This window comes from Psychromicrobium lacuslunae, from assembly GCF_000950575.1.
In the GTDB taxonomy this organism is placed as follows: Bacteria; Actinomycetota; Actinomycetes; order Actinomycetales; family Micrococcaceae; genus Renibacterium; species Renibacterium lacuslunae.
Map to the genome: position 1 here is coordinate 3284827 of NZ_CP011005.1, position 21330 is coordinate 3306156.

At 59.7% G+C, this 21330-nt stretch carries 21 protein-coding genes, 1 tRNA gene and 1 other RNA gene; 7 read left to right on the forward strand and 16 right to left on the reverse strand.

All coding sequences use genetic code 11. The annotated features are described in order from the left end of the window. Positions 1-46: 46 nt before the first annotated feature. The 6 genes from UM93_RS15515 to UM93_RS15540 form a co-directional block, all read right to left on the reverse strand. A complete protein-coding gene (locus UM93_RS15515; RefSeq protein ID WP_234399330.1) occupies positions 47-1459 on the reverse strand; it encodes an APC family permease in 1413 nt (470 codons plus the stop codon). A 189-nt stretch (positions 1460-1648) separates the two neighbouring features. Further along, complete coding sequence (locus tag UM93_RS15520; protein WP_045076411.1) at positions 1649-3370, reverse strand: cation:proton antiporter; 1722 nt, start codon at positions 3368-3370, stop codon at positions 1649-1651. A gap of 83 nt (positions 3371-3453) precedes the next feature. Then, positions 3454-4740, reverse strand: a complete 1287-nt coding sequence (locus UM93_RS15525; RefSeq protein ID WP_157874178.1) for an aspartate kinase — start codon at positions 4738-4740, stop codon at positions 3454-3456. A gap of 103 nt (positions 4741-4843) precedes the next feature. Further along, the gene (locus tag UM93_RS15530; RefSeq protein WP_045076413.1) at positions 4844-5794 is read right to left on the reverse strand and encodes a ribokinase; all 951 of its coding nucleotides are present in this window, start codon (positions 5792-5794) and stop codon (positions 4844-4846) included. 66 nt (positions 5795-5860) lie between these two features. Continuing rightward, positions 5861-7081 (reverse strand): MFS transporter, encoded by a 1221-nt coding sequence (locus UM93_RS15535; protein WP_045076414.1) that lies wholly within the window; start codon positions 7079-7081, stop codon positions 5861-5863. Continuing rightward, on the reverse strand, positions 7081-7875 hold the full coding sequence (locus tag UM93_RS15540) for an alpha/beta fold hydrolase (protein WP_045076415.1): 795 nt from the start codon (positions 7873-7875) through the stop codon (positions 7081-7083). Before UM93_RS15540 ends, UM93_RS15535 begins: the two co-directional genes overlap by 1 nt. A gap of 54 nt (positions 7876-7929) precedes the next feature. On the opposite strand from UM93_RS15540, the gene UM93_RS15545 reads away from it, so the two are divergent. Together UM93_RS15545 and UM93_RS15550 are read left to right on the forward strand one after the other, a co-directional pair. Continuing rightward, positions 7930-8271, forward strand: a complete 342-nt coding sequence (locus UM93_RS15545; protein ID WP_045076416.1) for a MerR family transcriptional regulator — start codon at positions 7930-7932, stop codon at positions 8269-8271. A gap of 71 nt (positions 8272-8342) precedes the next feature. Continuing rightward, the gene (locus UM93_RS15550; RefSeq protein ID WP_082057194.1) at positions 8343-9173 is read left to right on the forward strand and encodes a DUF3626 domain-containing protein; all 831 of its coding nucleotides are present in this window, start codon (positions 8343-8345) and stop codon (positions 9171-9173) included. 51 nt (positions 9174-9224) lie between these two features. Here the strand turns inward: UM93_RS15550 and UM93_RS15555 are convergent, their stop codons facing one another. The 5 genes from UM93_RS15555 to ffs form a co-directional block, all read right to left on the reverse strand. Next, positions 9225-9704: a tetratricopeptide repeat protein gene (locus UM93_RS15555; protein WP_045076417.1), complete on the reverse strand. Its 480-nt coding sequence runs from the start codon at positions 9702-9704 to the stop codon at positions 9225-9227. A gap of 50 nt (positions 9705-9754) precedes the next feature. After that, positions 9755-10354, reverse strand: a complete 600-nt coding sequence (gene recR, locus UM93_RS15560) for a recombination mediator RecR (RefSeq protein WP_045076418.1) — start codon at positions 10352-10354, stop codon at positions 9755-9757. Positions 10355-10357: 3 nt separating this feature from the next. Beyond that, positions 10358-13039, reverse strand: a complete 2682-nt coding sequence (locus tag UM93_RS15565; protein WP_045076419.1) for a DNA polymerase III subunit gamma and tau — start codon at positions 13037-13039, stop codon at positions 10358-10360. A 32-nt stretch (positions 13040-13071) separates the two neighbouring features. Continuing rightward, positions 13072-13929: a tRNA glutamyl-Q(34) synthetase GluQRS gene (gene gluQRS / locus UM93_RS15570; RefSeq protein WP_045076420.1), complete on the reverse strand. Its 858-nt coding sequence runs from the start codon at positions 13927-13929 to the stop codon at positions 13072-13074. A gap of 15 nt (positions 13930-13944) precedes the next feature. Continuing rightward, positions 13945-14040: signal recognition particle sRNA small type (gene ffs, locus UM93_RS17545), an RNA gene on the reverse strand. A 285-nt stretch (positions 14041-14325) separates the two neighbouring features. On the opposite strand from ffs, the gene UM93_RS15575 reads away from it, so the two are divergent. Next, positions 14326-14410 (forward strand) — tRNA-Ser (locus UM93_RS15575). A gap of 25 nt (positions 14411-14435) precedes the next feature. On the opposite strand, the gene UM93_RS15580 is transcribed toward UM93_RS15575, so the two are convergent. Then, positions 14436-14747 carry a hypothetical protein gene (locus tag UM93_RS15580; protein WP_157874179.1) on the reverse strand — a complete coding sequence of 104 codons (312 nt, stop codon included), beginning with the start codon at positions 14745-14747 and terminating at the stop codon, positions 14436-14438. 164 nt (positions 14748-14911) lie between these two features. Between UM93_RS15580 and UM93_RS15585 the strand changes: the two genes are divergently transcribed. The 4 genes from UM93_RS15585 (at position 14912) to UM93_RS15600 (ending at position 17718) form a co-directional block, all read left to right on the forward strand. Beyond that, a complete protein-coding gene (locus UM93_RS15585) occupies positions 14912-16018 on the forward strand; it encodes a DNA-methyltransferase (protein WP_052663844.1) in 1107 nt (368 codons plus the stop codon). Further along, positions 16012-16923 carry a NotI family restriction endonuclease gene (locus tag UM93_RS15590; protein ID WP_199921772.1) on the forward strand — a complete coding sequence of 304 codons (912 nt, stop codon included), beginning with the start codon at positions 16012-16014 and terminating at the stop codon, positions 16921-16923. The genes UM93_RS15585 and UM93_RS15590 overlap by 7 nt, the downstream gene beginning before the upstream one ends. Positions 16924-17161: 238 nt before the next feature. Continuing rightward, positions 17162-17446, forward strand: coding sequence for a type II toxin-antitoxin system Phd/YefM family antitoxin (locus UM93_RS15595; RefSeq protein ID WP_052663845.1), 285 nt, complete (start codon positions 17162-17164; stop codon positions 17444-17446). Continuing rightward, on the forward strand, positions 17443-17718 hold the full coding sequence (locus UM93_RS15600) for a type II toxin-antitoxin system RelE family toxin (RefSeq protein WP_045076423.1): 276 nt from the start codon (positions 17443-17445) through the stop codon (positions 17716-17718). The genes UM93_RS15595 and UM93_RS15600 overlap by 4 nt, the downstream gene beginning before the upstream one ends. A 54-nt stretch (positions 17719-17772) precedes the next feature. Here UM93_RS15600 and UM93_RS15605 read toward each other — a convergent pair whose 3' ends face one another. From UM93_RS15605 to UM93_RS15620, 4 genes are all read right to left on the reverse strand, one after another. Continuing rightward, the gene (locus UM93_RS15605; RefSeq protein ID WP_199921773.1) at positions 17773-18246 is read right to left on the reverse strand and encodes a P-loop nucleotide/nucleoside kinase family protein; all 474 of its coding nucleotides are present in this window, start codon (positions 18244-18246) and stop codon (positions 17773-17775) included. Between the two features lie 47 nt (positions 18247-18293). Next, positions 18294-19088, reverse strand: coding sequence for an SDR family NAD(P)-dependent oxidoreductase (locus UM93_RS15610; RefSeq protein WP_045076424.1), 795 nt, complete (start codon positions 19086-19088; stop codon positions 18294-18296). A 73-nt stretch (positions 19089-19161) separates the two neighbouring features. Further along, a complete protein-coding gene (locus UM93_RS15615; protein ID WP_199921774.1) occupies positions 19162-19818 on the reverse strand; it encodes a flavodoxin family protein in 657 nt (218 codons plus the stop codon). A gap of 14 nt (positions 19819-19832) precedes the next feature. Then, entirely contained in the window at positions 19833-21296 is a 1464-nt protein-coding gene (locus UM93_RS15620; protein ID WP_045076426.1) for an MFS transporter, read from the reverse strand. Between the last annotated feature and the right edge of the window lie 34 nt (positions 21297-21330).

Genomic DNA, 21330 nt, shown 5'->3' on the forward strand with positions numbered 1-21330 from the left:
CAAAAAATTGCAGAATATGAATTGCATTGATCTGATCTCTAATTTTTCACGAACTACCTGAACTAGCGGGAGCGTCACTACTCTGCTCGGAAGCGTCGCGACGGCTTCGGAGATACTGCACGATGGCAATCAGGATGCCCGCTAACAGCCAAAATGCGCCGACGACGAGGGCACTGACATTCGCGAAAGCGATCACCACCAGGAAAAACACGATCGACAACACCGGCACTCCGAGGTGCAGCAGGTAGCTTCTACTGCGTCGCTTAATCAGGAAATACCCGACTACCGCTGCATGCAGCAACACAAACGCGCTCATCGCACCAATCGAAACGGTGGAGGAGAGCAGATCTAAGCCGTCCGGCTCGGCGGCCGCCCAGACCGCGAGAGCCAAGGTAATAACGGTAACCAAGATCGTTGCAAGCGCGGGGGCTGAGCCGTTGCGGTTGACTCGGCCGAAAAGAGCGGGGAGGCGTCGGTCACGAGACATCGTCATCACCACCCGGCTCCCGGCGGCAAGTCCCATCATGCCAGCAAAACTTGCGCCCAGCGCTTTAGCGATGCCTAGCAAGGTCGCTAGCCAAGGAGCGACGTGTGAACGGACAGCATCATAGAAGGCGGTACCCTGGGCTTCCGGATTGGCAGCGAGCTCAGCCGGACTGGGCGCGGTGATAAGTTCCACCAGATAGCTCTGGAAAAGGAAAAGCACCCCGGCAATCACCAGGCACGCCAGCATCGCCTTGCCAATGAGCCTGGAACTGCCCGAGGTCTCCTCTGCGAAGGTCGCAATGGCATCGAAGCCGAGGAAAGCCATCGCGGCAATCGAAACCGCCCCCAGTACGGCCACCAGCGAAAAGCCTGTCGTGCCGATGAACGGAGCCAGCGGTGCCTGCTGAGCGCCGCCGCCAAGCAGAGCTGCAATCACGCCAATCAGCACAATGGCGAGCACAGCGACTTCGGCTATCACCACAGCCATCGCTGCCCGTGCCAGACTTTTACCACCAGCCAGGTTCAAGGCTGTGGTCAGCACCACGGCCAGTGCGGTAAAAATCCAGGCCGGAACCGCGGGGAGGAAGGAATGCATAGCTAAGCCGGTGAAGAGAAAGGCAACGCTAGGAATCAGCAAGTAGTCAAGTAAGACCATCCAGCCGGCGATGAATCCAACGCTGCGGTTAATCCCAGCGGTGGCATAGGAGAAAACCGAACCAGCCGCGGGGACTACCCGAGACATCTGAGCGTAGGAGATGGCAGTGAGTGCCATGATCAGCGTCGCCACAATGTACACCGTGACCACCGCGCCATCGCTTTTGGCATAGATAGGGCCGAAGATGCCCACTGGTGCGGCCGGTCCAATGAATACCAAGCCGTTGCCGATCAACTGTTTTAGCCCCAGCGAACGGCGCAGACCCGTTTCCGGTACGACGCCTTGCGCAGCTGGGATTTCCGCTGATGAAGATGCCACCTCAACGCTCCTCTGGGGTCAATTGAACCTGAAAACAGCGCACCACAGCGGGCGCCGCCTTGTCATTGTGCCGGGCAGTTGGCCTCGGACACAATCAGTTCAGGATGTGGCAGACCATCTTCTTAACCTGAGGACCAAAAGCCGCCTGGAGTTACCTTCCTGGGCGGCCAAGCAAAGAGACCAGCTGCCTTAGGCACGCATCCGGTTCTGCCAGGACTTATCCATCGCGAAGGACTCCGCATCGAGCTCGGTCAGTACGGTGCGCATCACCTCTTCATCGAGGTTTCCGGCGTCACGCTCGCGGATAATCACCTCGCGCCGAATATTGTTGATCTGGCGTCTAGCGTCGTTCATGAATTTGCCGAATTCTTTGCGCTGTTGCAGTGAAGGTCTACCCGGGATTTCCGCCGCGGTTTGATCAACAGCCTCTTCCAGATCTTCGTCAGCTTGTTGCGCCTGAGTTTGAGCAATCGCCATTTGTTGAATGCGTTGAATAATTTTCTCGGTCTTTTCGGCCCCGATCTGCTCGGTCAGGGCCTGCCACTGCGGCTTCATTTCCTCAAGTGCCACTTGGTAGGTCTTGCTGACCAGGGCGCGTTCTGCGGCGGCGTCGCGCTTGGCCTGATCAGGATCGGTGACCTTGAGCCATTTGATCACCAACGGCAGTGTCACGCCCTGGATCAGCAGGGTGCCAATGGTGACCACAAAGGCGGTCAGGTAGATGATGTCGTGAGCCGGGATGTTCTGACCCTGTTTGAAGAGCGCGGTGACAGTGGCGGCGGAAGCTAGGGTCACCACTCCGCGCATCCCGGTCCACGAAATCACCGTCAGGTCTTGCCAGCTCATCGCCACTTCGGGCCGGCCCCGGCGCTGCTGACGGCGCAAGGAGCGGGGCGTGCGACGCCGGTAGTAGCTCATGAAAACATAGGCTGGCCGGACCAGAATGGTCACTCCGAGCAGAATGAAGGCCACCCCCAAGCTGAAGCCGAGGCCGTGCGGGCTATTGATGGCGTCCACGATCACCGTCTTGAATTGCAAGCCGATCAACGCAAAGACGAACGCTTCCAGCAGTACGTCGAGTGAGGCCCAGATGGGTTGCTCTTGTAGCCGCATGGTGTAGCTGGCCTTCGGCGCGTTGTAGCCGAGTGAAAGCCCTGCCGCCACCACGGCGAGCACTCCGGAACCCGCGTATTCCAGTCCGTTCAGTTCGAAATGAATCTGCTCGGCGAAGATATAGGCCACGAAAGGCACTAGCAAACCGATCACGGTTTCGATCAGCGGATCGTTAATCCGCTCGCGAATGAACTGCACCACAATGGCGATCAGCAGACCAAAGCCCACCCCGATCACAATATTGACTAGCAGCAGGAGCGCGCCTTCGCCGAAGATGTTCTGGCCGAAGCCGCCGGCGCCGAGCAGCACCGGTACCAGGAAGAGTTTGAAAAGCGTCAGTGCGGCGGCGTCGTTGATCAGGCTTTCGCCGGAGAGCACGGTCATGACTCGGCGGGGCAACCCGAGTTTCTTGCCTATCGCGGTGGCTGAGACCGCATCCGGTGGGGCCACGATGGCGCCGATTAATAGTGCTGCTGGAAGGGTGATATCGGGTACCAGGATGTTGGCCACGCCGCCGACGATCAGCGCGGTGAGGATCACCAGCATGATGCCGAGTCTGCGGATTTGTCGCAGCGAATTGGCGAAGTCTTGGAAGGAGATATCCAGCGCCGCCGAAAATAGCAATGGTGGCAGCACAATGGTCAGGATGACCTCGGGGTCGATATCGAAGACCACCCCCGGAATGAAAGACACCGCAATTGCCACGCCGGTGACCAGTAGCGGGGCGGGCAGCCCCAGCTTTCGGGCAGCGACCGTGACCGCTATCGCCCCCACCAAAAGCAAAAGGATGTTTTCCATGGCTCAGCCCCTCAGTCCGCCCGGTGTTTCCTACTTTGACAGCTTATGGTGTGGCGCTCGGAAACTCCGCGCTGAGGGCGGAGTTAGCGGCCGGTACCCGCGTACACCGTGGCTTCTTCGGTGCCGTCCAGTTCAAAGGCCTGGTGAACCGCGCGCACCGCGGTATCGAGCAGATCGGCTCTGGTCACCACCGAGATCCTGATCTCCGAGGTGGAGATCAGATCGATGTTAACGCCGGCATCGGAAAGCGCTTTGAAGAACTTGAAGGAAACGCCGGGGTGCGAGCGCATGCCAGCACCGATCAGCGACAGCTTGCCAATTTCTTCGTCATAGATGATGTCCTCGAAACCGACGCTGGCCTGCGCATCCTTGAGCGCCTGCAAGGCGTCGGCGCCTTCCACCATCGGCAGTGTGAAGGAAATGTCCGTGCGACCGGAGCCATGAGTAGAAATGTTCTGCACGATCATGTCGATATTTGAGTGTGCGGAGGCGATGATGCCGAAAATATCGGCGGCCTTGCCTGGGATGTCGGGCACCCCGACCACTGTGACCTTGCCCTCGGACCGGTCGTGCGCAACACCTGAAATAATGGGCTGTTCCAAAGCGACTCCTTCGCTCCTGATGATTTTATCGTCAGGACTGGGTAGCACCCAGGTCCCTTCGTGCTCACTGAATGAGGAGCGGACGTGGATCGGCAGGCCAAAACGGCGGGCGTATTCCACGCTCCGTAAATGCAGGATCTTGGCGCCCGAGGCCGCCATCTCCAGCATTTCCTCACTCGAGATACGTTCGATTTTTTTGGCGCTCGGTACTACCCTGGGGTCGGCTGTGTAGACCCCATCGACGTCGGTGTAGATCTCGCAGACGTCGGCGTCCAAGGCGGCAGCTAGCGCGACTGCGGTGGTGTCCGAGCCGCCGCGGCCCATTGTGGTGATCTCATTGGTGCTGCGGCTCATCCCCTGGAAGCCCGCCACGATCGCAATATGTCCCTTATCCAAGGCGGTGCGGACCCGGTGCGGGTCGACGTCAATGATCCGGGCCTTACCGTGGATGCCGTCGGTGATCATGCCGGCCTGGCTGCCGGTGAATGACTGTGCGACCGCTCCCTGCCCGCTAATCGCCATTGCCAGCAACGCCATCGAGATGCGCTCGCCAGCTGTCATCAGCATGTCGAGTTCCCGGGCCGGCGGATGGTTAGCCACTTGGGCGGCCAAGTCGAGCAGTTCGTCGGTGGTGTCGCCCATCGCGGAAACCACCACGACCACGTCGTGCCCGGCTTGTTGGGTGGCCACCACGCGTTCTGCGACGCGTTTGATTCCGCTGGCGTCCGCCACCGAAGAGCCCCCATATTTTTGAACGATCAATCCCATGCTGCGTTGACTCCTGGACGATAAAGGGAACGTCCATAAGCCTATCCGGCATCAGCGAGCGCCGTGAATCGGCGGTCAAATATTGCGGCGCCGGGTCTCACTGCTAGGCCTCTGGGAGCGCATCACCTGAGTGCGGGTAGGAAGCCTGAGTGCCGTGGCTTTGCACTGCGAAGGCGCCGACCCTGGCGGCGTAGTGCGAAGCCTCCAGTAACGTTTCTCCCATCGCCAGCCGAGCGCTGAGCGCGCCAACGAAGGCGTCGCCAGCGCCAGAACTGTCTATTGCGTTGACTCGCGGAGCGGGCACCGAGAAGGTGCCAGCCTGATCGGAACAGATGGCCCCTTGAGCGCCGCGGGTGAGCACCACACCAGGGACCCCCTGGGCTCGCAATGCCACAACCAGTGCTTCATCCTCGGCGGGGACAGCCGCTTCGGCGTCTAGCTGGGAAAGCACCAGAGCCGCTTCATGTTCATTGACAACGAGCGGGTTGGCGGCACGAATCAGTGAGTGATCCAGGGCCACCACCGGTGCCAGATTCAGTACCATCCGACCTGTGCTTAGCCGGACCGCAGTCGCGATGCCGTCCGCAGGAATCTCACCCTGCAGCACCACCACTGCGGCCTCAGCGATCCGTGCTGCGGACGTCTCGACCATGCTGGCATCCATGGCAGCGTTTGCCCCGGGGACCACCACAATGGTGTTCTCCGCGTCGTCGGCCAGGTAGATCAGTGCTAAGCCAGTGGGGCCAGCAACACTGGTTACCGCCGATAGGTCCACTCCGGCGGATTGCAGTAGCTCGGTGGCCGCGGCTGCGGAAGCGTCGTCGCCGACGGCCCCTATCAGGCTGACGGTGGCTCCCAGCCGGGCTGCGGCCAGAGCCTGGTTGGCTCCTTTGCCGCCCGGGCCGATCGTGATTGAGCTGCCCAACAGAGTCTCGCCGGGTGACGGAAGGCGTTGTACTCGGACGGTCTGGTCGACATTAATCGAGCCGACCACCGTGACCTTCCCGGTCGACGATGGCGGTTTAGCGCTTTGAAGGGGGAGCGGCTGGTTCATCTCATCTTTCCTCTGCGCCCCAGCTTAGTGCAGAGCATTGTGGTCAAGGGCAAGCAGATTCATGAGTTAGCCAGACCGCGGGCCGAGCAGCTGCCGATTGCAAGCGAGGATGAGGGCAGCAGCGCTACTGAGCCCAGCAGCTATCAGTAATGTTCCGACGCTTCCGGTCTGTGAGAGCAATAAACCGCCGAGCCAAGAACCACCGCTAATGCCCAATTGAAAGGCGACCACGTATGCCGCGGAGGATTCATCAGCGGTTCCGGGGGCCGCTCGGATCACCGCAGATTGCATCACCAGAGGTACCGCGGCTACCGCCATGCCCCAGCCGAGTGTGGCTGGATAGACTCCGGCCAGCGGGCTCAGCGCGAGGATCAATAGGGTGGCGGGTACCCCGAACAGCACAGTGAAGGAGACCTTGCGGCGATATTCATCAATCCAACGTCCAGCACAGAAGACGCCAACTAGCCCCGCCCCGCCGAAGATCGCCAGCACGAGCGGCCAGAGTGTCTGGGGACCGCCCTTCTCGGCAAAGATCACGCTGAAGTAGCTGTAGGCGCTGTAGTGGCCAAGCACCAGGACTGCTGTGCTGGCGCAAAGCAGAAGTACTCGAGGATTGAGCCCCCGCGGCAGTAGCTGCTGCAGCCAGCGGTTCGGGCTGTCGAGATCAGACGGTTGCTGGGTGCTTCGGAGGGCGGGCAGCTTGATCCTCAGTAATGCTGCCAGCAGTGCTGCTAGGACGGCGAGTAGTACTGCGGCCAACCGCCAACCGAGGAGCTGACCGAGCCCCGCGACCGCGGGCGTGCCGAGCACCAAGCCGAGTGCGCTGCCCAGAAAAACGTATGAGGCGGCCCGACCGCTGGTGCTTCCGCCGAGCCTGCTAGCGGCTACTGGCAGCACAGCCCACACCGTGGTGTGAAGTAAGGCTGCGGCCGCGCGCGAAACCAGTGCTAGCCAGAACGTGGTGCTCAGCGCGAAGACCAACTGGCTGATGGCCAGGGTACTCAGCGCGATCACCAGCAGTCGACGCCTCGGCCAGCTCGCGGTGAGGTTGGTGATCGGAATGCCAGCAATGGCGGCGATCACCGCATAGCAACTGAGTAATAGCCCTGCGCTCCCCGGGCTCACCCCAAAGCTTTCGCTTAGCTCCGGCAGTAAGCCCACCGGTAGCATTTCGGCGCTGAGGAAGACGAAGAGAGTGCCAGCCAGCAGAGCCAGTGCTAGGCCGTTCGAGTTGTCTCGAGAACGATGGCTGGCGACTGAGCTGCTGCGCTTGACTGAGCCAGCCATTAGAGCTGGTGATATTGCAAGAAGTTCTGCATATCAGTGATCCACCGCGAGCTCTGCTCCGGGTTAAAAATGTGGCCGGCGTCGGGGTATTCAATCAGCTCTGCGCCGCTGATCCCGGCGGCGAGATCACGAGTGCTCGAGGGCAGCACTATTCTGTCTTGTCCGGCGGCGAAGACCAGAGTGGGTACCGCAATCTCAGTCAGCTGAGCGCTCAGATTGACCCGTGATACCAGTTCGATGTGTTCCAGGCCGCCGCTGGGGTACCCCGCCGTAACTTGGGCTGTGGCCTCGCCCAGTCCTGAAGTGTCCAGGGCGTCCAGTACCCCGCTCGGCGCCGAAAGCAACAGAATAAGTTCGGCGAGCTGCTGTTGATTCCCAGCCTCCGCGAAATGCTGCCACAGCGAGCCGAACAGCTCGGTTTGGGCATCTGGCGCGGCAAAGCCAACTGTCAGAATGAGACCGCTAACTCGGTCAGGGTGACGCAAGGCGGCGGTAATCGCCACTGCGCTGCCAAGCGAAAGCCCCACGACTGGGAATTTCTGAAAGCCAGCCGCAATCCCGGCGTCGACCAGCTGGTCGGCCAGCTCTGCTAATTGCAGGGGCTGCCGCGCACGTGGCACCTCACCGACACCGGGGTAGTCAATGCCGATCAGGCTGCGCTGCGCCTGCCAGCTTTCGACGACGGGGGCGAAGTTGGCCTGGAAACCTCCGCCCGCGCCGTGGGCAAAGAGGACTGCCGGGCCACTGCCGCTGTGGTGGACTCCGGGCTGCGTGCTGATGCTGTGCTGTGTCATGATGCGACGATAAACCTTGACATTGGCGTCAAGGTCAAGTTGTAGACTGAGTGGATGTTGATTGGAGATCTTGCTGCCGCGACTGGCGCCTCGGCGCGTTCACTTCGCTATTACGAAGAGCACGGCTTGATTGGTTCACAACGCTCCGCAAATGGCTACCGCGACTATGCCGCCGAGGTAGTGCCGCAAGTGCGATTCATCCGTTCATTGATTTCTGCGGGTTTCAGCCTGCAGGCGATTGAGTCGATTCTGCCTTGTATGGCGGCCGAGCCAGCGCAGATCGACCTGTGCCCCTCAGTGGTGCAGGTCATTCGCGAGACCCTGTGTGATGTTGAGGCGCAAGTCGATGCCTTATCGGCCAAGCGCGAAAAGATTGAGGCTTTGCTGGCTGGTTGAGCTTGCTTCTGCGGGACCCGGTGAGGGAGGCAGCGTTCGGAGTCCCTCAGCTGTCCAGATAGGATTCAAAAATGGAAGCCTGGGAACGCGCATTCGCTTATCTGGCCGGGGCTGTACCGGCTGGTCCACGAATAGACGCTGATCTTGAGGTGACAGTCCATTTTCATCCCGATCGAGCGATCAACGGAAAGTCGCTTCTTGATCACTTAGCCTCCGATGGGGTTTACCGTTCCCAATTTGAAACCGGGACCAGCAATGGGGGGCTAACCGCCTATCCTGGGGGAGATCGCTGGCGGTGGGAACATCGGATTTTCGGGGGTCACTACGATATTTCGCCGGCGGACCAGCGGCCAAAGTATGGTTCGCTTAACTACCGGCGTCATGCTGCGGGTGGATCTGTGCGTTTCGGCTCGGCTCATCTCAAGTTGGCGCCTAGCGTCCTTGAGAGGACCACTTTTTGTTATCCAGATAGCGTGACAGAGCCTACCGATTTCGGTACAGCCGCGCACCTGCCGTTAGTCCAGCTTGCCTTAGAGGACACTCTAGATGTGATCGACGATCACATTGAAGCACATATCCACGGACCAATGCGCCTCGATCAAGATGTTTCAGAGCTCGTACTTGATCCTTCATTCCGGGACACTCCGGTTGCCGAAGCGGCTGCAAAACTGCCCTTCCCGTTCAGTTGGCATCACGGCTTTAAGTTGCATGTCGATCAATTGCGTGGGCACGAGGCCTTTCGCGGGGCAAACGTAGTTGAGCTTGGAGTGGCAATTGCCCAGGATGGCTGGTTGACTCCCAAGATCGTTGGGGAGGCGGTAAACGGTGGTCATCATGATCCCGATTTGTTAAAGAAGGTCTGGCACTGCCTGGCCAGATTCGGGCATGATTGGGCCTCATAAGGGCTAGCGACGGGCGATCAGCAGAGTATTTTTTTTGAGGTACGCGCTGTGCTAGTCGGCGGGGAGTTCGTCCGCGTAGCCGAGCACCGATCTGCGGTAAAGCGGCAAGGTCGGTGCAAGAGCGCGCAAAGCCACCTTGAGCGCTGTCGACTTCCGTCCCGAGTCGAAAAGCGCTAAGGCCAGGAAGGCCTGAGCCGCACTTCCGGTGGTTTCGTCGCTCTCCAGTTGTTCAAGGATCTCGATTGCCTCGCCGGATTGGCCCAGATTCCGTAGTGTGCTGGCCAATTGGATCTTCGCCTGTGGCTCTCGCTCGGCGTCCAAGCCAAGTTGAAGGGCCTCGCGATAGAGCGCCACAGCTTGTGCTTCGTTAGCCAAGAAGTCGTGGGCTGAGGCCAATTCAAAATAAGCCCGGCCGTCTTGCTCTGGGCATTCGGCGATCAGCGCCCGAATGTCTCGGAGCACCTTATCGGGATCGCTGTCATCGGCATTAGCCCAGAAGTCATCGATCTTGGCTTCCCAGCTATCAGTCATCTTTCCCCCAAGTCTCGCCCGGTGTGCTGTGTGCACCGCCGTTCAATATTTTAGTTCAGTGCGTTCCGGCGCCCTTCGAAGGCCCGGCCCAAGGTGATCTCGTCGGCGTACTCAAGATCGCCGCCGACCGGTAGGCCAGAGGCCAGTCGGGTTACGGTGATGCCAATAGTCTTCAGCATCCGCGCCAGATAAGTCGCGGTGGCTTCGCCTTCCAGATTCGGGTCGGTGGCGATAATGATTTCTTCGATCTGGCTGTCGCTCAGCCGGTTCAGCAACTCTCGGATGCGTAGCTGATCGGGGCCGATACCGGCAATCGGATTAATCGCGCCGCCCAGCACGTGGTAGCGGCCGCGGAAGCTGCGGGTCCGCTCAACGGCAATGACGTCTTTTGATTCTTCCACCACGCAGATCACCGTGGGGTCACGGCGCGGATCGCGGCAGATGCTGCAAGTCTCCGCCTCCGAGACGTTGCCACAAATTTCGCAGAATTTCACACGTTCCTTGACCGTGACGATCGAGGTTACCAATCGCTTCATATCGTCTGGGTCGGCTTCCAGAATATGGAATGCTAGGCGTTGCGCAGATTTAGGACCAATGCCCGGCAACCGACCTAACTCGTCGATCAGTTCTTGAACCGCTCCTTCGTACACGGCTTACTCCCCTCGCGACGTCGTGCGGCGCTCTTCAACTAAACGGCCACCGAGAATTCTTTCCACCGCTGCCTGACCAACTAAACCTGATTCCTCAATCGTCTCATCATCGGCGCTCGGAATGTCCTCAATGTAGGGCTTAGTTTCCTCGGGTTCGGGGGCTTCCTCGCGTTGGCTCAGCTTGGCCTGTCGGCTCAGCCGCTGATAAAGGCTGGTGCCAGCTTCCTGCTCGGTGCTGGTGGCTGAGGAGCCTGTCGCGTCATTGTCGCGCTGCGAAGCGGCCGCGGTTTGAACCTCCGGGTGCTCGGTGCTTGTCACTGGCTGCGTCGCGACTGATTCAATGATGACTGGCGGAGCCGAGGCAACAGCGGCCTGCGAGATATCCTCCGGCGGCTCGGCTTCAGTGGTTGGTTCCTCGCCCCCGCTGATCCACTCCGGGGCTTCGTTCAGATCGCCCCAGCCTGGTTCAACAACTGGCGTCGGGCTGGCTGCGCGGGTCGGCAAGCTAGGCGAGCCAGGCTCGGCCTGGGGCGCCGGTTCGGGACGTGGCGATGCGTCGGGGCCGGGATTGGGCCGCGTAGTAGTTGGTTGCGCAGCAGTTTGTTGCGTTGGGCGTTGCCAGACCTGTTGGCGCGGATCTTCCGGCACGGCATGGCCACCCGCGGCGGCGGCCGCGGGTTCAGTCAGGTCTTTTGGGTTTGGCGCAGCGCCCCTCGGCTCGCTGCTTCCGGTGGGCGCACCGCTGCCGGCTTCAACCCGACAATCCACACCGAGGGTGGTTTTAATAGCGGCCCGGAGATTCTCCGCATGTTCTCCCCGGCTGAAGGCGCCGGCTAATCCATCAGTGCTGAAATTGAGCACCAAGGTTTGGCCGTCGAAGCTCTGCGGTGTGGCGTTGGGTGCGATCAGGGCCCAACTGGAGCGCTTGATCTTGGTCAGCTGATCAAGCACATCAGGCCAAGCCCGGCGCAGCATGTCGATGCCAGCCGCCGCCGAGGTGGCGTTCGCGGCGTTAGTCGGTGTGCTGTTCGACGGGGTGCTGTTCGAGGGGGGAGTGGCGGGCTGAACGGTCGGCTGGCTTTCGGCGACGGCCGCTGGCGCACTTGCCTCGCGGCTAGTCGCGGGCTCCTCCCGCGGGCGTGAGGAGATCACCGGGAGTCCCCAGTCGTCGAGTGCGGAACGGGGAGGATCCACAGGCGCTTGGCCCGTCGTTGGCTCAGCCGCTGAGGACGTGTGCCCGGTGTCTTCCCGGGGTTCCGGGGCAGGGTCCATTACCTGCCCCGGCGCTTCAGTCGGATTGGAGCGAGAATCGCTGTCTTGGGACTCGTGTCTGCTCGGTGTCTCTTGCTTGCTCTGGGGCTCGGGTCTGGTTTGTGGCTCTGGCCTGGTTTGTGAACGGACATCGGCTGGCCGCGAGGGAGCACCATCGACGGAACCGCTCACCGGGGCGGTAACCGCTGTCGGCTGGCTCGGTGCAGCCTGCGATGGCTCCCGCGCTGCGGCAGTATTGGCGGCTGGCGCGGCGTAACTGAGACGGCGTTCGATCCGGTCAACCCGCGCGGTGATGCCGCGTTCGCTCTGGTCCGCGCCGGGCAGCAGCAGCCTGGCGCAGAGCAATTCGAGATGCAGCCGGGGTGAGGTGGCGCCGGTCATTTCGGTCAGTGCGTTGTTGGTGACGTCCGCCGCCCTGGAGAGCTCTGCTCGACCCAGCTGGGTGGATTGCGTCTGCATTCGGGCGATCTGATCTTCTGGCATGCCGCGCAGGATGATCTGAGCGCTTTCCGGCATCGCCTGCACGATGATCAGGTCGCGGAATCGTTCCAACAGATCTTCAACGAAGCGGCGCGGGTCGAGGCCGGTCTGAATCACTCTATCCACTGCCCGGAAGACTGTCCCGGCGTCGGCCGCGGCCAAGGCATCGACCACGTCGTCGAGCAACGAGGCATGCGTATAGCCGAGCAGTGAAACGGCTAACTCGTAGTCAAGACCTTGCTCGCCTGCGCCGGCCATTAGCTGGTCCAGCACCGAGAGCGAATCGCGCACCGAGCCGCCGCCGGCCCGCACCACGAGCGAAAGGACACCGGGAGCCACTGATACGTGCTCCTGCTCGCAGAGCTGGTTCAGGTAGGCCATCAACGGTTCCGGAGGGACTAAGCGGAAAGGGTAGTGATGGGTACGTGAGCGGATGGTGCCAATCACCTTGTCCGGCTCGGTGGTGGCGAAGATGAATTTAATGTGTTCCGGCGGCTCTTCAACGATTTTCAGTAGCGCATTAAAGCCCGCGCTGGTCACCATGTGTGCCTCATCAATGATGAAGATTTTGTAGCGGTCGCGCACTGGGGCGAAGGTGGCGCGCTCACGCAGATCGCGAGCATCGTCCACACCGCCGTGGCTGGCGGCATCAATTTCGATCACATCGAGGCTGCCGGAGCCGCCACGGGCCAGTTCAATGCAGCTATCGCAACTGCCACAGGGAGTGTCAGTGGGGCCCTGCGCACAATTCAGGCAGCGCGCCAGAATGCGGGCGGAGGTGGTTTTGCCGCACCCACGCGGGCCGGAGAACAAGTATGCGTGGTTGACACGGTTTTTGCGCAGTGCCGTCATCAGCGGTTCGGTGACGTGCTCTTGGCCGATCACGTCCGCGAACGTGTCGGGGCGGTAGCGGCGATAAAGAGCAGTGGTCACCTAAGAAACCTTAGTGCTTGAGCCCGACAGTTTCATCCTCGCACAATCCAGGGTTCGCGAGGCAGCGTCCTCGGATCGAAAACCTGGAGTGCTTGGTCCAGTGAGGCCGGTAGCCTGAGCGAATCGAAAACCAGCTGGCGAGTGGCTTCGACACCGAGTTGGCGCAGCGTCACCGCGCCGTCACGCTTCGCAAGTCGTTTGCCCTCCGGGTTGAGCGCCAGCGGAACGTGCAGATACTCCGGTACCTGATAGCCGAGCAGGCTCGCTAAATATGCTTGACGTGGGGCCGAGCTGAGCAAGTCATCGCCCCGCACCACCTGATCGATTCCTTGGCCAGCGTCATCAATCACCACCGCGAGGTTATAAGCGGCAACACCGTCATTGCGGACGATCACGAAGTCGTCCACCTCGCCGCGGTATTCACCGTGCAGGCCGTCGAGGACAGTGAAGTTCTCGACGTCGGCACGAAGCCGGAGCGCGGCGGGCCGCTCGCGACGCAGGCTCGCCCGTTTGGCCTCGGAGAGGTTGAGGCAAGTTCCCGGATAGTGGCCAGGGACGGCATGCGGGGCGGAGGCAGCTTCGGCAATATCGCGGCGGGTGCAGAAACATTCGAAGAGCAAATCGGCTTGCCGGAGCTTTTGAATGGCGGCTGAATAGAGTTCGGAACGCTCACTTTGCCGGACCGGGGCCTCATCCCAGTCGAGTCCGATCGCCTCGAGGTCACGGATTTGTTCGGCCTCAGAGCCGGCGCGTACCCGGTCGAGATCTTCGATCCGAAGCAGGAAGCGGCGGTCGGTGTGCCGGGCAAAAAGCCAAGCGAGCACGGCGGTGCGGAGATTCCCCAGGTGCAGTTCCCCGGAGGGGCTCGGCGCGAAACGGCCAGCTGGCATCTGCGGCTCCTAGAAACTTAGGACCCCTCGTGCACCCGCCAGAGCCTACTTACCCTTGCTACCTTCCGGTCCTGGGGGAGTTCGCAGGATGACGCCGCACGAGGGGCTGCCAATAAGTTTAGCCGAAAATTTGTCGGGCTTTTGCCAGCTGGCTTGGTGTCTGGGGCTTAGCGGACGGCGGAATGGCTGATGCCGAGGTAGAAGTTGCTCGCAATGCTGGTGCTGCTGCCGGGACGGAAGGCAATTGCTTGCGTCGTTTCTGGGTCTTTGATGCTCGCTGAGGGCTGAAAATCCTTCCTGATGAGCTGGATTTCTTGGCAAGCTGTGCTTTCGGGTATTCTGGAGTCTGCTCTTCTGCGCCCGGCCCCTTGCGGGTGGTGCGTGGCAGCTGCAAAAGGAGGATTCGCCTAGCGGCCTATGGCGCACGCCTGGAACGCGTGTTGGGTTAACGCCCTCGGGGGTTCAAATCCCCCATCCTCCGCTGGCCCTCTGACCTCTGTTGATGGTCAGAGGGCATAGTTCTTTTCCGAACCCGGTTCAGATGAAGGTTGGGCTCGGGCTTGTTTGTATCCGGCGAAGCTGAGAAGCACCGAGCTCGGTGACGGTCGGCGTTGTTCTTTCCTCGCCTGTTCGTTAGCTTCCGGCTCCGCTTTGGTTTGAAGATCGAAGCCCACCGCGGGGCCTTCTGTGCCAGTCGCGGTGAGCATTTCAATTGGTGAACCCAGGGTGCAACAACGAATACCTGAGGCCAGGATACTAAAGGCCACCGGTTGATCAGGCAAAGTCATTTCATGCGCGTTTTGTCTGGAACTTGCCATTGTTGGTCCTCTCACCAGAGTCGTGGGCGTAGCTTTAGGAATGATTGCTTCTCTGATAACGATGACCATCGACCATCGACCATCGACCATCGACCATCGACGAACGTCGAACGAGCGGTGCGCCCCGGGACGCCGTGTCGGAGTCGCCGTTTAGGATTGTATGCATGACAGACCTCCTCGAATCTGGACAGGCGGCACCCCTATCCGACACCCCCGAGTCTCGTTGGCTCTGCGACTTCGAAGCTGTGCGTTCTGGGAATGAACGAGTTGGCTACATCCACGGTGATTCTCTGCAAGTCCTAGCCAGCTTCCCGGATGAGTCAGTTGACATGATGATCACGTCGCCGCCGTATTGGGGCCAGAGGAACTACGATTCGGATGGAATCGGTTCAGAGCGGTCATCTGCGGAGTTCATTGATGAGATGCTCGCGATCACCCAAGAGATGCACCGTGTACTGAAATCGACTGGTTCATTTTGGCTCAACATCGGGGACAGTTACCACAAGAAGGCTCTCGCTGGCATTCCTTGGCGGCTCGCAATCAAGATGATTGATGAGCAGGGTTGGGTATTGCGGAACGAGGTGGTCTGGAACAAACTCAAGGGCGGCATGGACCAGTCTCGGGACAGGCTCGCCAATACTCACGAACTAATCTTCCACTTCGTGAAACGATCCCGGGGTTACTACTATGACGTGGACTCCATCCGCACAACCGGGCGTGTGGCCAAAGTGATCAATGGGGCGGTAGTCTCCGCGACGGGCGTGTCAGGTGTTCGATATCGGCGACAGATCGAACTGTCTACCGTTCTCACGGGTGTCGAGAAGCGCAATGCTAACCGGGACCTGGAAGCCATGCTTAGTGATGTATCTGAGGGGAGAATTTCAGACTTTCGGATGGTAATTCGCGGGCAACAGCGAGTGACACACTCCGATCAGGCAAAGGTCTCAGGGCGCGCAAAAGAGCTGATCGACAAGGGTTATTACTTCCTCCGGTATCATCCAAAAGGTACTAAACCGTCAGACGTTTGGGATATTTTGCCGGAAGACACCCAGGCGCGCGAAGTGGGGCACTTCGCTGTTTACCCGGTTGAGCTCTGTTACATCCCGATCCTGGCTACCTGTCCGCCCGATGGTATAGTCCTCGATCCTTTCTGCGGTACCGGGTCGACGATGGTAGCCGCTTCGCAACTTAAGCGAAGGTCCATTGGCATCGACATCTCGGCAAACTACTTGCAGGCGGCCCGTGAGCGGATGGGAGTGACATCGTGGTGAATCTTCCTCCTCGCACCGTGATTGAGCTATTCGGACTCGACGCGACCGACTCGAATCAGCCATGGGGCGCCGTCCTGAGTGAGCAGGAATGCCCATTTACGCACAAGCGATGCTATAAGGTTCGGAAGTCGGCACCCGAGATCTCAATCGGCACATGCGCGGTGAGCTTCGGCAAGCCACCTGCCCCGATCCTAATTTGTCCTTCACGTTTGCTGGATCGCGGCCAAATTTTCACAGACTGCTTGCACCTCTTGACGCTGCATGAGCCGGGGAACGAACTTCATTTGGTACCTGAGGTCAAGATTCCTGGTGGCAACGTTGACTACTTCCTCGTCTCAACCAAGAACGATAAAGTCGTGGACTTTGTTGGCATCGAGTTGCAAACTCTCGACACTACCGGGTCCGTATGGCCCGAACGACAGCGGGTAGTTGAACGCCTGGGGATCGCCACAAATGATCCGGCGGTGGATACCACGAAGGCATTCGGCATGAACTGGAAGATGACCGCAAAGACGATCCTTGTGCAAATGCACCACAAGGCATCCACGTTCGAGCACGTCAACCGCAAGCTGGTGTTGGTGATCCAAAACGAGTTCCTCGATTACATGCGAGGAGAATTCAAATTCGATCACTTCCACGAACCTGCCACCATTTCTGACACCGTGCATATGCACGCCTACGGGCTAAAGGACCCGATTCAGGGTCACCGCGCGCTCGGATTGGCCTCGCGTATCAGCACAGATGCTGTCGGCATCGGTGAGGCGCTCGAGGTGCAGGCCGAAACGCGGGTCGAGTTTGAGGCGATCGTCGCGTCTCTTGAAGCAAAGATTTCTGCAGATACAAGATTCTCGCCATTCAATGCCGGTGAGGCAATACAGAACGCTGCTCCCGACGCAGGTGAATAGACCGCTGACGGGTTGGCAACGGTAGATCAGCTGCCGCTCAGTAGCTTTGCTTGTCGGTCTCAGGTTGTGCGGCTGTCTCATAGTTCTTTTGACTTCAGCAGCCGCTCCACTTCCCACTCAGGGTTCGAAAGCCATCCCCCATCCTCCGCCAGCAGGCCCTCGACTTTTCGAAGTCGAGGGTCTTTGTATTTCTCAGATCTCATTCAAAGTCAGCGCCAAATGCGCTAGAATTATGTACATGAGTACATTATCGTTGGCAGAAGCTCGGGCTAGCTTTTCACGTCTGGTTGACTCGGCTGCAAGCACTCATGAGCGGTTCGAGATCACCCGTAACGGCAATCGTGCCGCTGTGCTTCTCGGTGCCGATGACTATGACAGCTTGCTCGAAACAGTCGCCATATTGAGTGATGCGGATGCTGTTGCTGCGGTTCGGAAGGGGATCGCTGAGTTCAATAGCGATCAGACTTTCTCCGCCGATGAAGTGCGAGAAGAACTTATTCGGTCGGGGCGCATCAAGGCGTGAGCCAAAAGTACGAGGTCCGATTCAGTAAGTCCGCACGTAGAGCGTTGACTCACGCTCTCCCTGAGAAGGTGGCTGCGGCGGCATTCGAATTTATTACCGGCAACCTGGCGGCGAATCCTCAACGCCTCGGGAAACAGCTCGGCGAACCTTTCTATCCGCTATTTTCAGCACGCCGCGGCGAATATCGGGTCATTTATTCGATTCTCGAACGCGAAATTGTCATCGAGATTGTTTCGATTTTGCATCGTCGTGACGCCTATCGGAGTTCTTAGCGGATCGGCGCTTCAGGGCTGAAGCGCTCGGCTAGTCTCAAGACCTGGTATGGGTTAGTGAGAAGTGTCCACCACCGTCAGCGGTCCTTCCTCGGCAGTGGGTTCCTCGAATCGATCATAATATTGAGCGGCGAGCTCCGCTGGTAGACAAAAGTCATCGGCGCTGTCCGCCGCACGTGCGCGCACCCGGGCTAATGCGGTGGCCCGGTCAGTCTTCAGATAGTAGGTTTCTGGTGCTACTCCGAATGGTGCCAATAGCCTGCGCCACTGCTCACGCATCTGCCGGGAGTAAAAAGAGAAATCTAGCACCACGTCGCGATTATCTCCTATCAATTCGATGAGTCTAATACGCAAGAAATCCTCAATCTGCGCAGCACTATCGACATCTAGCGGCATAGTTCGGTGCCCACGCGCCCACGCCTCGACGTCAAAAGATAAACGCTCCAAATTCTCCGTCGCAGCTAATCGCTTAGCGAGGGTCGACTTCCCTGACCCAGCCGGTCCGCACATGAAGATCACTCGACTCATGAGTCAAGGCTACTCATGAGTTGTGGGCCACTGTGGAGTAGGTGTCGTCACGGCACAATCGAATCCACGTACCCGCCGTCCACTCGCACCGCTCCACCGGTGGTTGCGGAGGCAAGGGGAGACGATAGGTAGACCACCATATTGGCGATTTCCTCGGGTTCGATTAATCGCTTAATCAAGGACTGCGGCCGGTGTAGCCGCATGAATTCGCGTTGTGCCTCGTCCCAGGGTAGATCTTTGTCCACCAGTTCATAGACGAAATCTTCAACGCCGCCGGTGTGCGTCGGGCCAGCAATCACCGAATTGACGGTGACTCCGGTGCCAGCGGCGGCTTTGGCGAAACCTCGGGAAACTCCCAACAACGCTGTCTTGGAAACGCCGTAATGAATCATTTCGGCCGGGGTGACAATTGCGGAGTCGCTCGCGATGTAGCTTACTCGGCCCCAGCCTGCGGACATCATTGCGGGCAAATAAGCACGGGTTAGCCGAACCGCGGCAAGCACATTTATCTCGAAATACTGACGCCACTCTTCGTCAGTGATCTCGAGTGCATCCTTGCTGCCGAAGATACCGAGATTGTTCACCAAGATATCGGCTGAAGGGATGAGTTCGAGTGCCCGCGCAACCCCTTCCTCGGTAGCAATATCTACTGCCAGTTCGACGATGTCTGCCCCGTCTAGCTGGTCACGGATTTCCTGGGCGGCGCCGCTTACGGATTCTTGGCGTCGACCATTGACCACGACCCGTGCGCCGGCTTTGGCCAGGCCGGTGGCAATCGCCAAACCGATTCCCTGAGTAGAGCCGCTGACCAAAGCTGTTTTGCCGGAAAGATCGATTTGCATAATGCTCCTGCCTTTCGTTCGTTCCTTCAGCCTACTCATCACCTCGTTTGGCCGAGCAAATGCTGCGGTACAGCTACTCCGCACCCACCAGCGCCGCGGAGAACCAGGTCTCCGCCGCTCTCAAGGCCGCGGTGTCCCGCAGTACGTCACCGGGCCGGTCGCCGATGCCGTAGAGCAGCCCGCCCCAGCGCATTGCCATGTAGTCAGCGCTGAACTTCAGTGAGGTAGCTAAACCGTCTGCCTGGCCCGGGTCGTCAGCATGGCCGACGGTGACTCCCCACAGCGTCCGGCCCGCCATCTGTCGGCGGAATCGCAAGCCGGTGATGTTCAACCAGCCAGACCAATAATCTAAATACCGCTTCATCGGCGCGGAGACCGTGTACCAATACAGCGGCGAGACGAGGACCAAATCTGTGGCTCTGAGGGTGGCAGCCAAGAGCACGCCCTCATTGCCATCCGGATAAACCTGCGAGGCGCCCTCCGGCCCGCGAGGGTCTTCGAAGTCGGCCAGTGGCAGGTCAGCCAGATTGAGCCACTCCGAAGTCGCCCCCTCGGGCAGGTGCTCGCGGGCCTTGCTAGCCAGTGCGGCGCTGTTGCCGTCCCGTCGAGAGCTGCCCTCAATAAAGACAAAATGCCGGTTCGTCATGTTTTTCCTTTCCAGTAATGCTTCGGCGCTTGGTGTTCGCGCGGCCGGACCGAGTCTGGCCGCGGCCGCACGAACACCGCTCATGCTCGTGCTGCGAATTAGGCGACCGCCAGTACCTTGGCCCGCCGCTTCGGGGCGGCCGCAATCAGCAGCCCAGCCAAGGCGACCGCGGCGCTCAGGATCAGGCCGGGCCGGAAGGTGTCGAGCATCGCTGATGGGTCACTAGCAGTAGTGGCTGAATGTGAACCAGTGACCAGGGCGGTGGTCACAGCGAGTACTAGTGCGGCGCCGACTTGGCTGCTGGTCTGGATCAGCCCGGCGGCGAGGCCCTGCTCAGCGTCGTGAATACCAGCGGTAGCTTGCACATTGATGGAGGGGAAGCCGAGCGCGAAGCCAATGCCCAGCAGAATCACCGAGGGCAAAATATCGGCCGCGTAGTTCGGGCTGGCGCCTACTCGGAGGAACAACACATAGCCCAAGGTCAGTGCGATCATGCCGGCGATAATCAGCCGAGGGGCGCCGATTCGGTCAATCAGCCTGGAGGCGAATGGCGAGCTCGCCACTACGATCAGGCCGGTGGGTAGCAGCGCGAGGGCCATCCCGAGCGGCGACCAGCCGAGCACGTTCTGCAGGTACATGGTCAGAATGAACTGGAAACTCAGGTAGGAACCAAAGAGCCCAATAATGCTCAGATTGGCCCGTGCTACCCAGCCCTGGCGCAGAATGCCGAACCTGATCAACGGATGCTTGACCTTGTTCTCAATCACCGCGAAGGCGGCTAGCACCAGCGCAGAGACGGCGAAGCCGATAATGGTTTGCGGTGAACCCCAGCCCGCCTCCGGCGCAGAAACCAAGGTATAGACCAGCCCCAGCATGCCCAGCGCCAGGGTTATCGCACCGCCAATATCGTGGCCGCCCTCGGTGCTGGGCTTATCTTTCGGGATGTATTTCAGGCCCAAGAGCACAGCGGTTACCGCGATCGGCACCGCGATCAGGAAAGTCCAACGCCAACTCAGCGTTGTCATCAGACCGCCGAGCACCAGACCGAGTGAAAAACCGCTGGCACCGAACGTGGAGTAAATCGAGATTGCCCGGTTGCGCGCTTTGCCCTCGGCGAAGTTCGTGGTGATGATCGAGAAACCGGTGGGCGCGGTGAAGGCGGCGGCAAGTCCCTTAATGAAACGGGTGGCGATGAGCAGGGTCGGATCATTCACCAGGCCGCCTAATAGCGAGGCGGCGGCGAACACTGTCAGGGCGATCAAGAAGATCTTGCGCCGCCCCAGTAAGTCGGCCATCCGACCGCCGAGCAGCAGCAAACTGCCGTAGCCCAGCACGTAGCCGGAAACGATCCATTGCAGGGATTCAGTGTTCAGGCCAAGTTCGCGGCCCATCGAGGGCAGTGCTACGCCGACCATTGAGACGTCGAGACCATCAAGGGCCAGTACTGTGCAGAGCACGATCAGCAGCATGATCTGAGCTGCTGACCATTTAGATGAATGGGGGAGACTAGCCTCGGCTGGCCCGTTCGAGGGCGCCTTGGTAACGAGTTCTGTCGCGGTCATGAGACCAAACTATATGACACGTCATTGAATGACA

What these genes read in the sequence shown, in the direction of transcription:
- UM93_RS15520 (WP_045076411.1), bottom strand. Translation starts at nt 3,370, where the DNA reads ATGGAAAACATCCTTTTGCTTTTGGTGGGGGCGATAGCGGTCACGGTC.
- UM93_RS15525 (WP_157874178.1), bottom strand. Translation starts at nt 4,740, where the DNA reads ATGGGATTGATCGTTCAAAAATATGGGGGCTCTTCGGTGGCGGACGCC.
- UM93_RS15530 (WP_045076413.1), bottom strand. Translation starts at nt 5,794, where the DNA reads ATGAACCAGCCGCTCCCCCTTCAAAGCGCTAAACCGCCATCGTCGACC.
- UM93_RS15535 (WP_045076414.1), bottom strand. Translation starts at nt 7,081, where the DNA reads ATGGCTGGCTCAGTCAAGCGCAGCAGCTCAGTCGCCAGCCATCGTTCT.
- UM93_RS15540 (WP_045076415.1), bottom strand. Translation starts at nt 7,875, where the DNA reads ATGACACAGCACAGCATCAGCACGCAGCCCGGAGTCCACCACAGCGGC.
- UM93_RS15545 (WP_045076416.1), top strand. Translation starts at nt 7,930, where the DNA reads ATGTTGATTGGAGATCTTGCTGCCGCGACTGGCGCCTCGGCGCGTTCA.
- UM93_RS15550 (WP_082057194.1), top strand. Translation starts at nt 8,343, where the DNA reads ATGGAAGCCTGGGAACGCGCATTCGCTTATCTGGCCGGGGCTGTACCG.
- UM93_RS15555 (WP_045076417.1), bottom strand. Translation starts at nt 9,704, where the DNA reads ATGACTGATAGCTGGGAAGCCAAGATCGATGACTTCTGGGCTAATGCC.
- gluQRS (WP_045076420.1), bottom strand. Translation starts at nt 13,929, where the DNA reads ATGCCAGCTGGCCGTTTCGCGCCGAGCCCCTCCGGGGAACTGCACCTG.
- UM93_RS15580 (WP_157874179.1), bottom strand. Translation starts at nt 14,747, where the DNA reads ATGGCAAGTTCCAGACAAAACGCGCATGAAATGACTTTGCCTGATCAA.
- UM93_RS15585 (WP_052663844.1), top strand. Translation starts at nt 14,912, where the DNA reads ATGACAGACCTCCTCGAATCTGGACAGGCGGCACCCCTATCCGACACC.
- UM93_RS15595 (WP_052663845.1), top strand. Translation starts at nt 17,162, where the DNA reads ATGAGTACATTATCGTTGGCAGAAGCTCGGGCTAGCTTTTCACGTCTG.
- UM93_RS15605 (WP_199921773.1), bottom strand. Translation starts at nt 18,246, where the DNA reads ATGAGTCGAGTGATCTTCATGTGCGGACCGGCTGGGTCAGGGAAGTCG.
- UM93_RS15610 (WP_045076424.1), bottom strand. Translation starts at nt 19,088, where the DNA reads ATGCAAATCGATCTTTCCGGCAAAACAGCTTTGGTCAGCGGCTCTACT.
- UM93_RS15615 (WP_199921774.1), bottom strand. Translation starts at nt 19,818, where the DNA reads ATGAGCGGTGTTCGTGCGGCCGCGGCCAGACTCGGTCCGGCCGCGCGA.
- UM93_RS15620 (WP_045076426.1), bottom strand. Translation starts at nt 21,296, where the DNA reads ATGACCGCGACAGAACTCGTTACCAAGGCGCCCTCGAACGGGCCAGCC.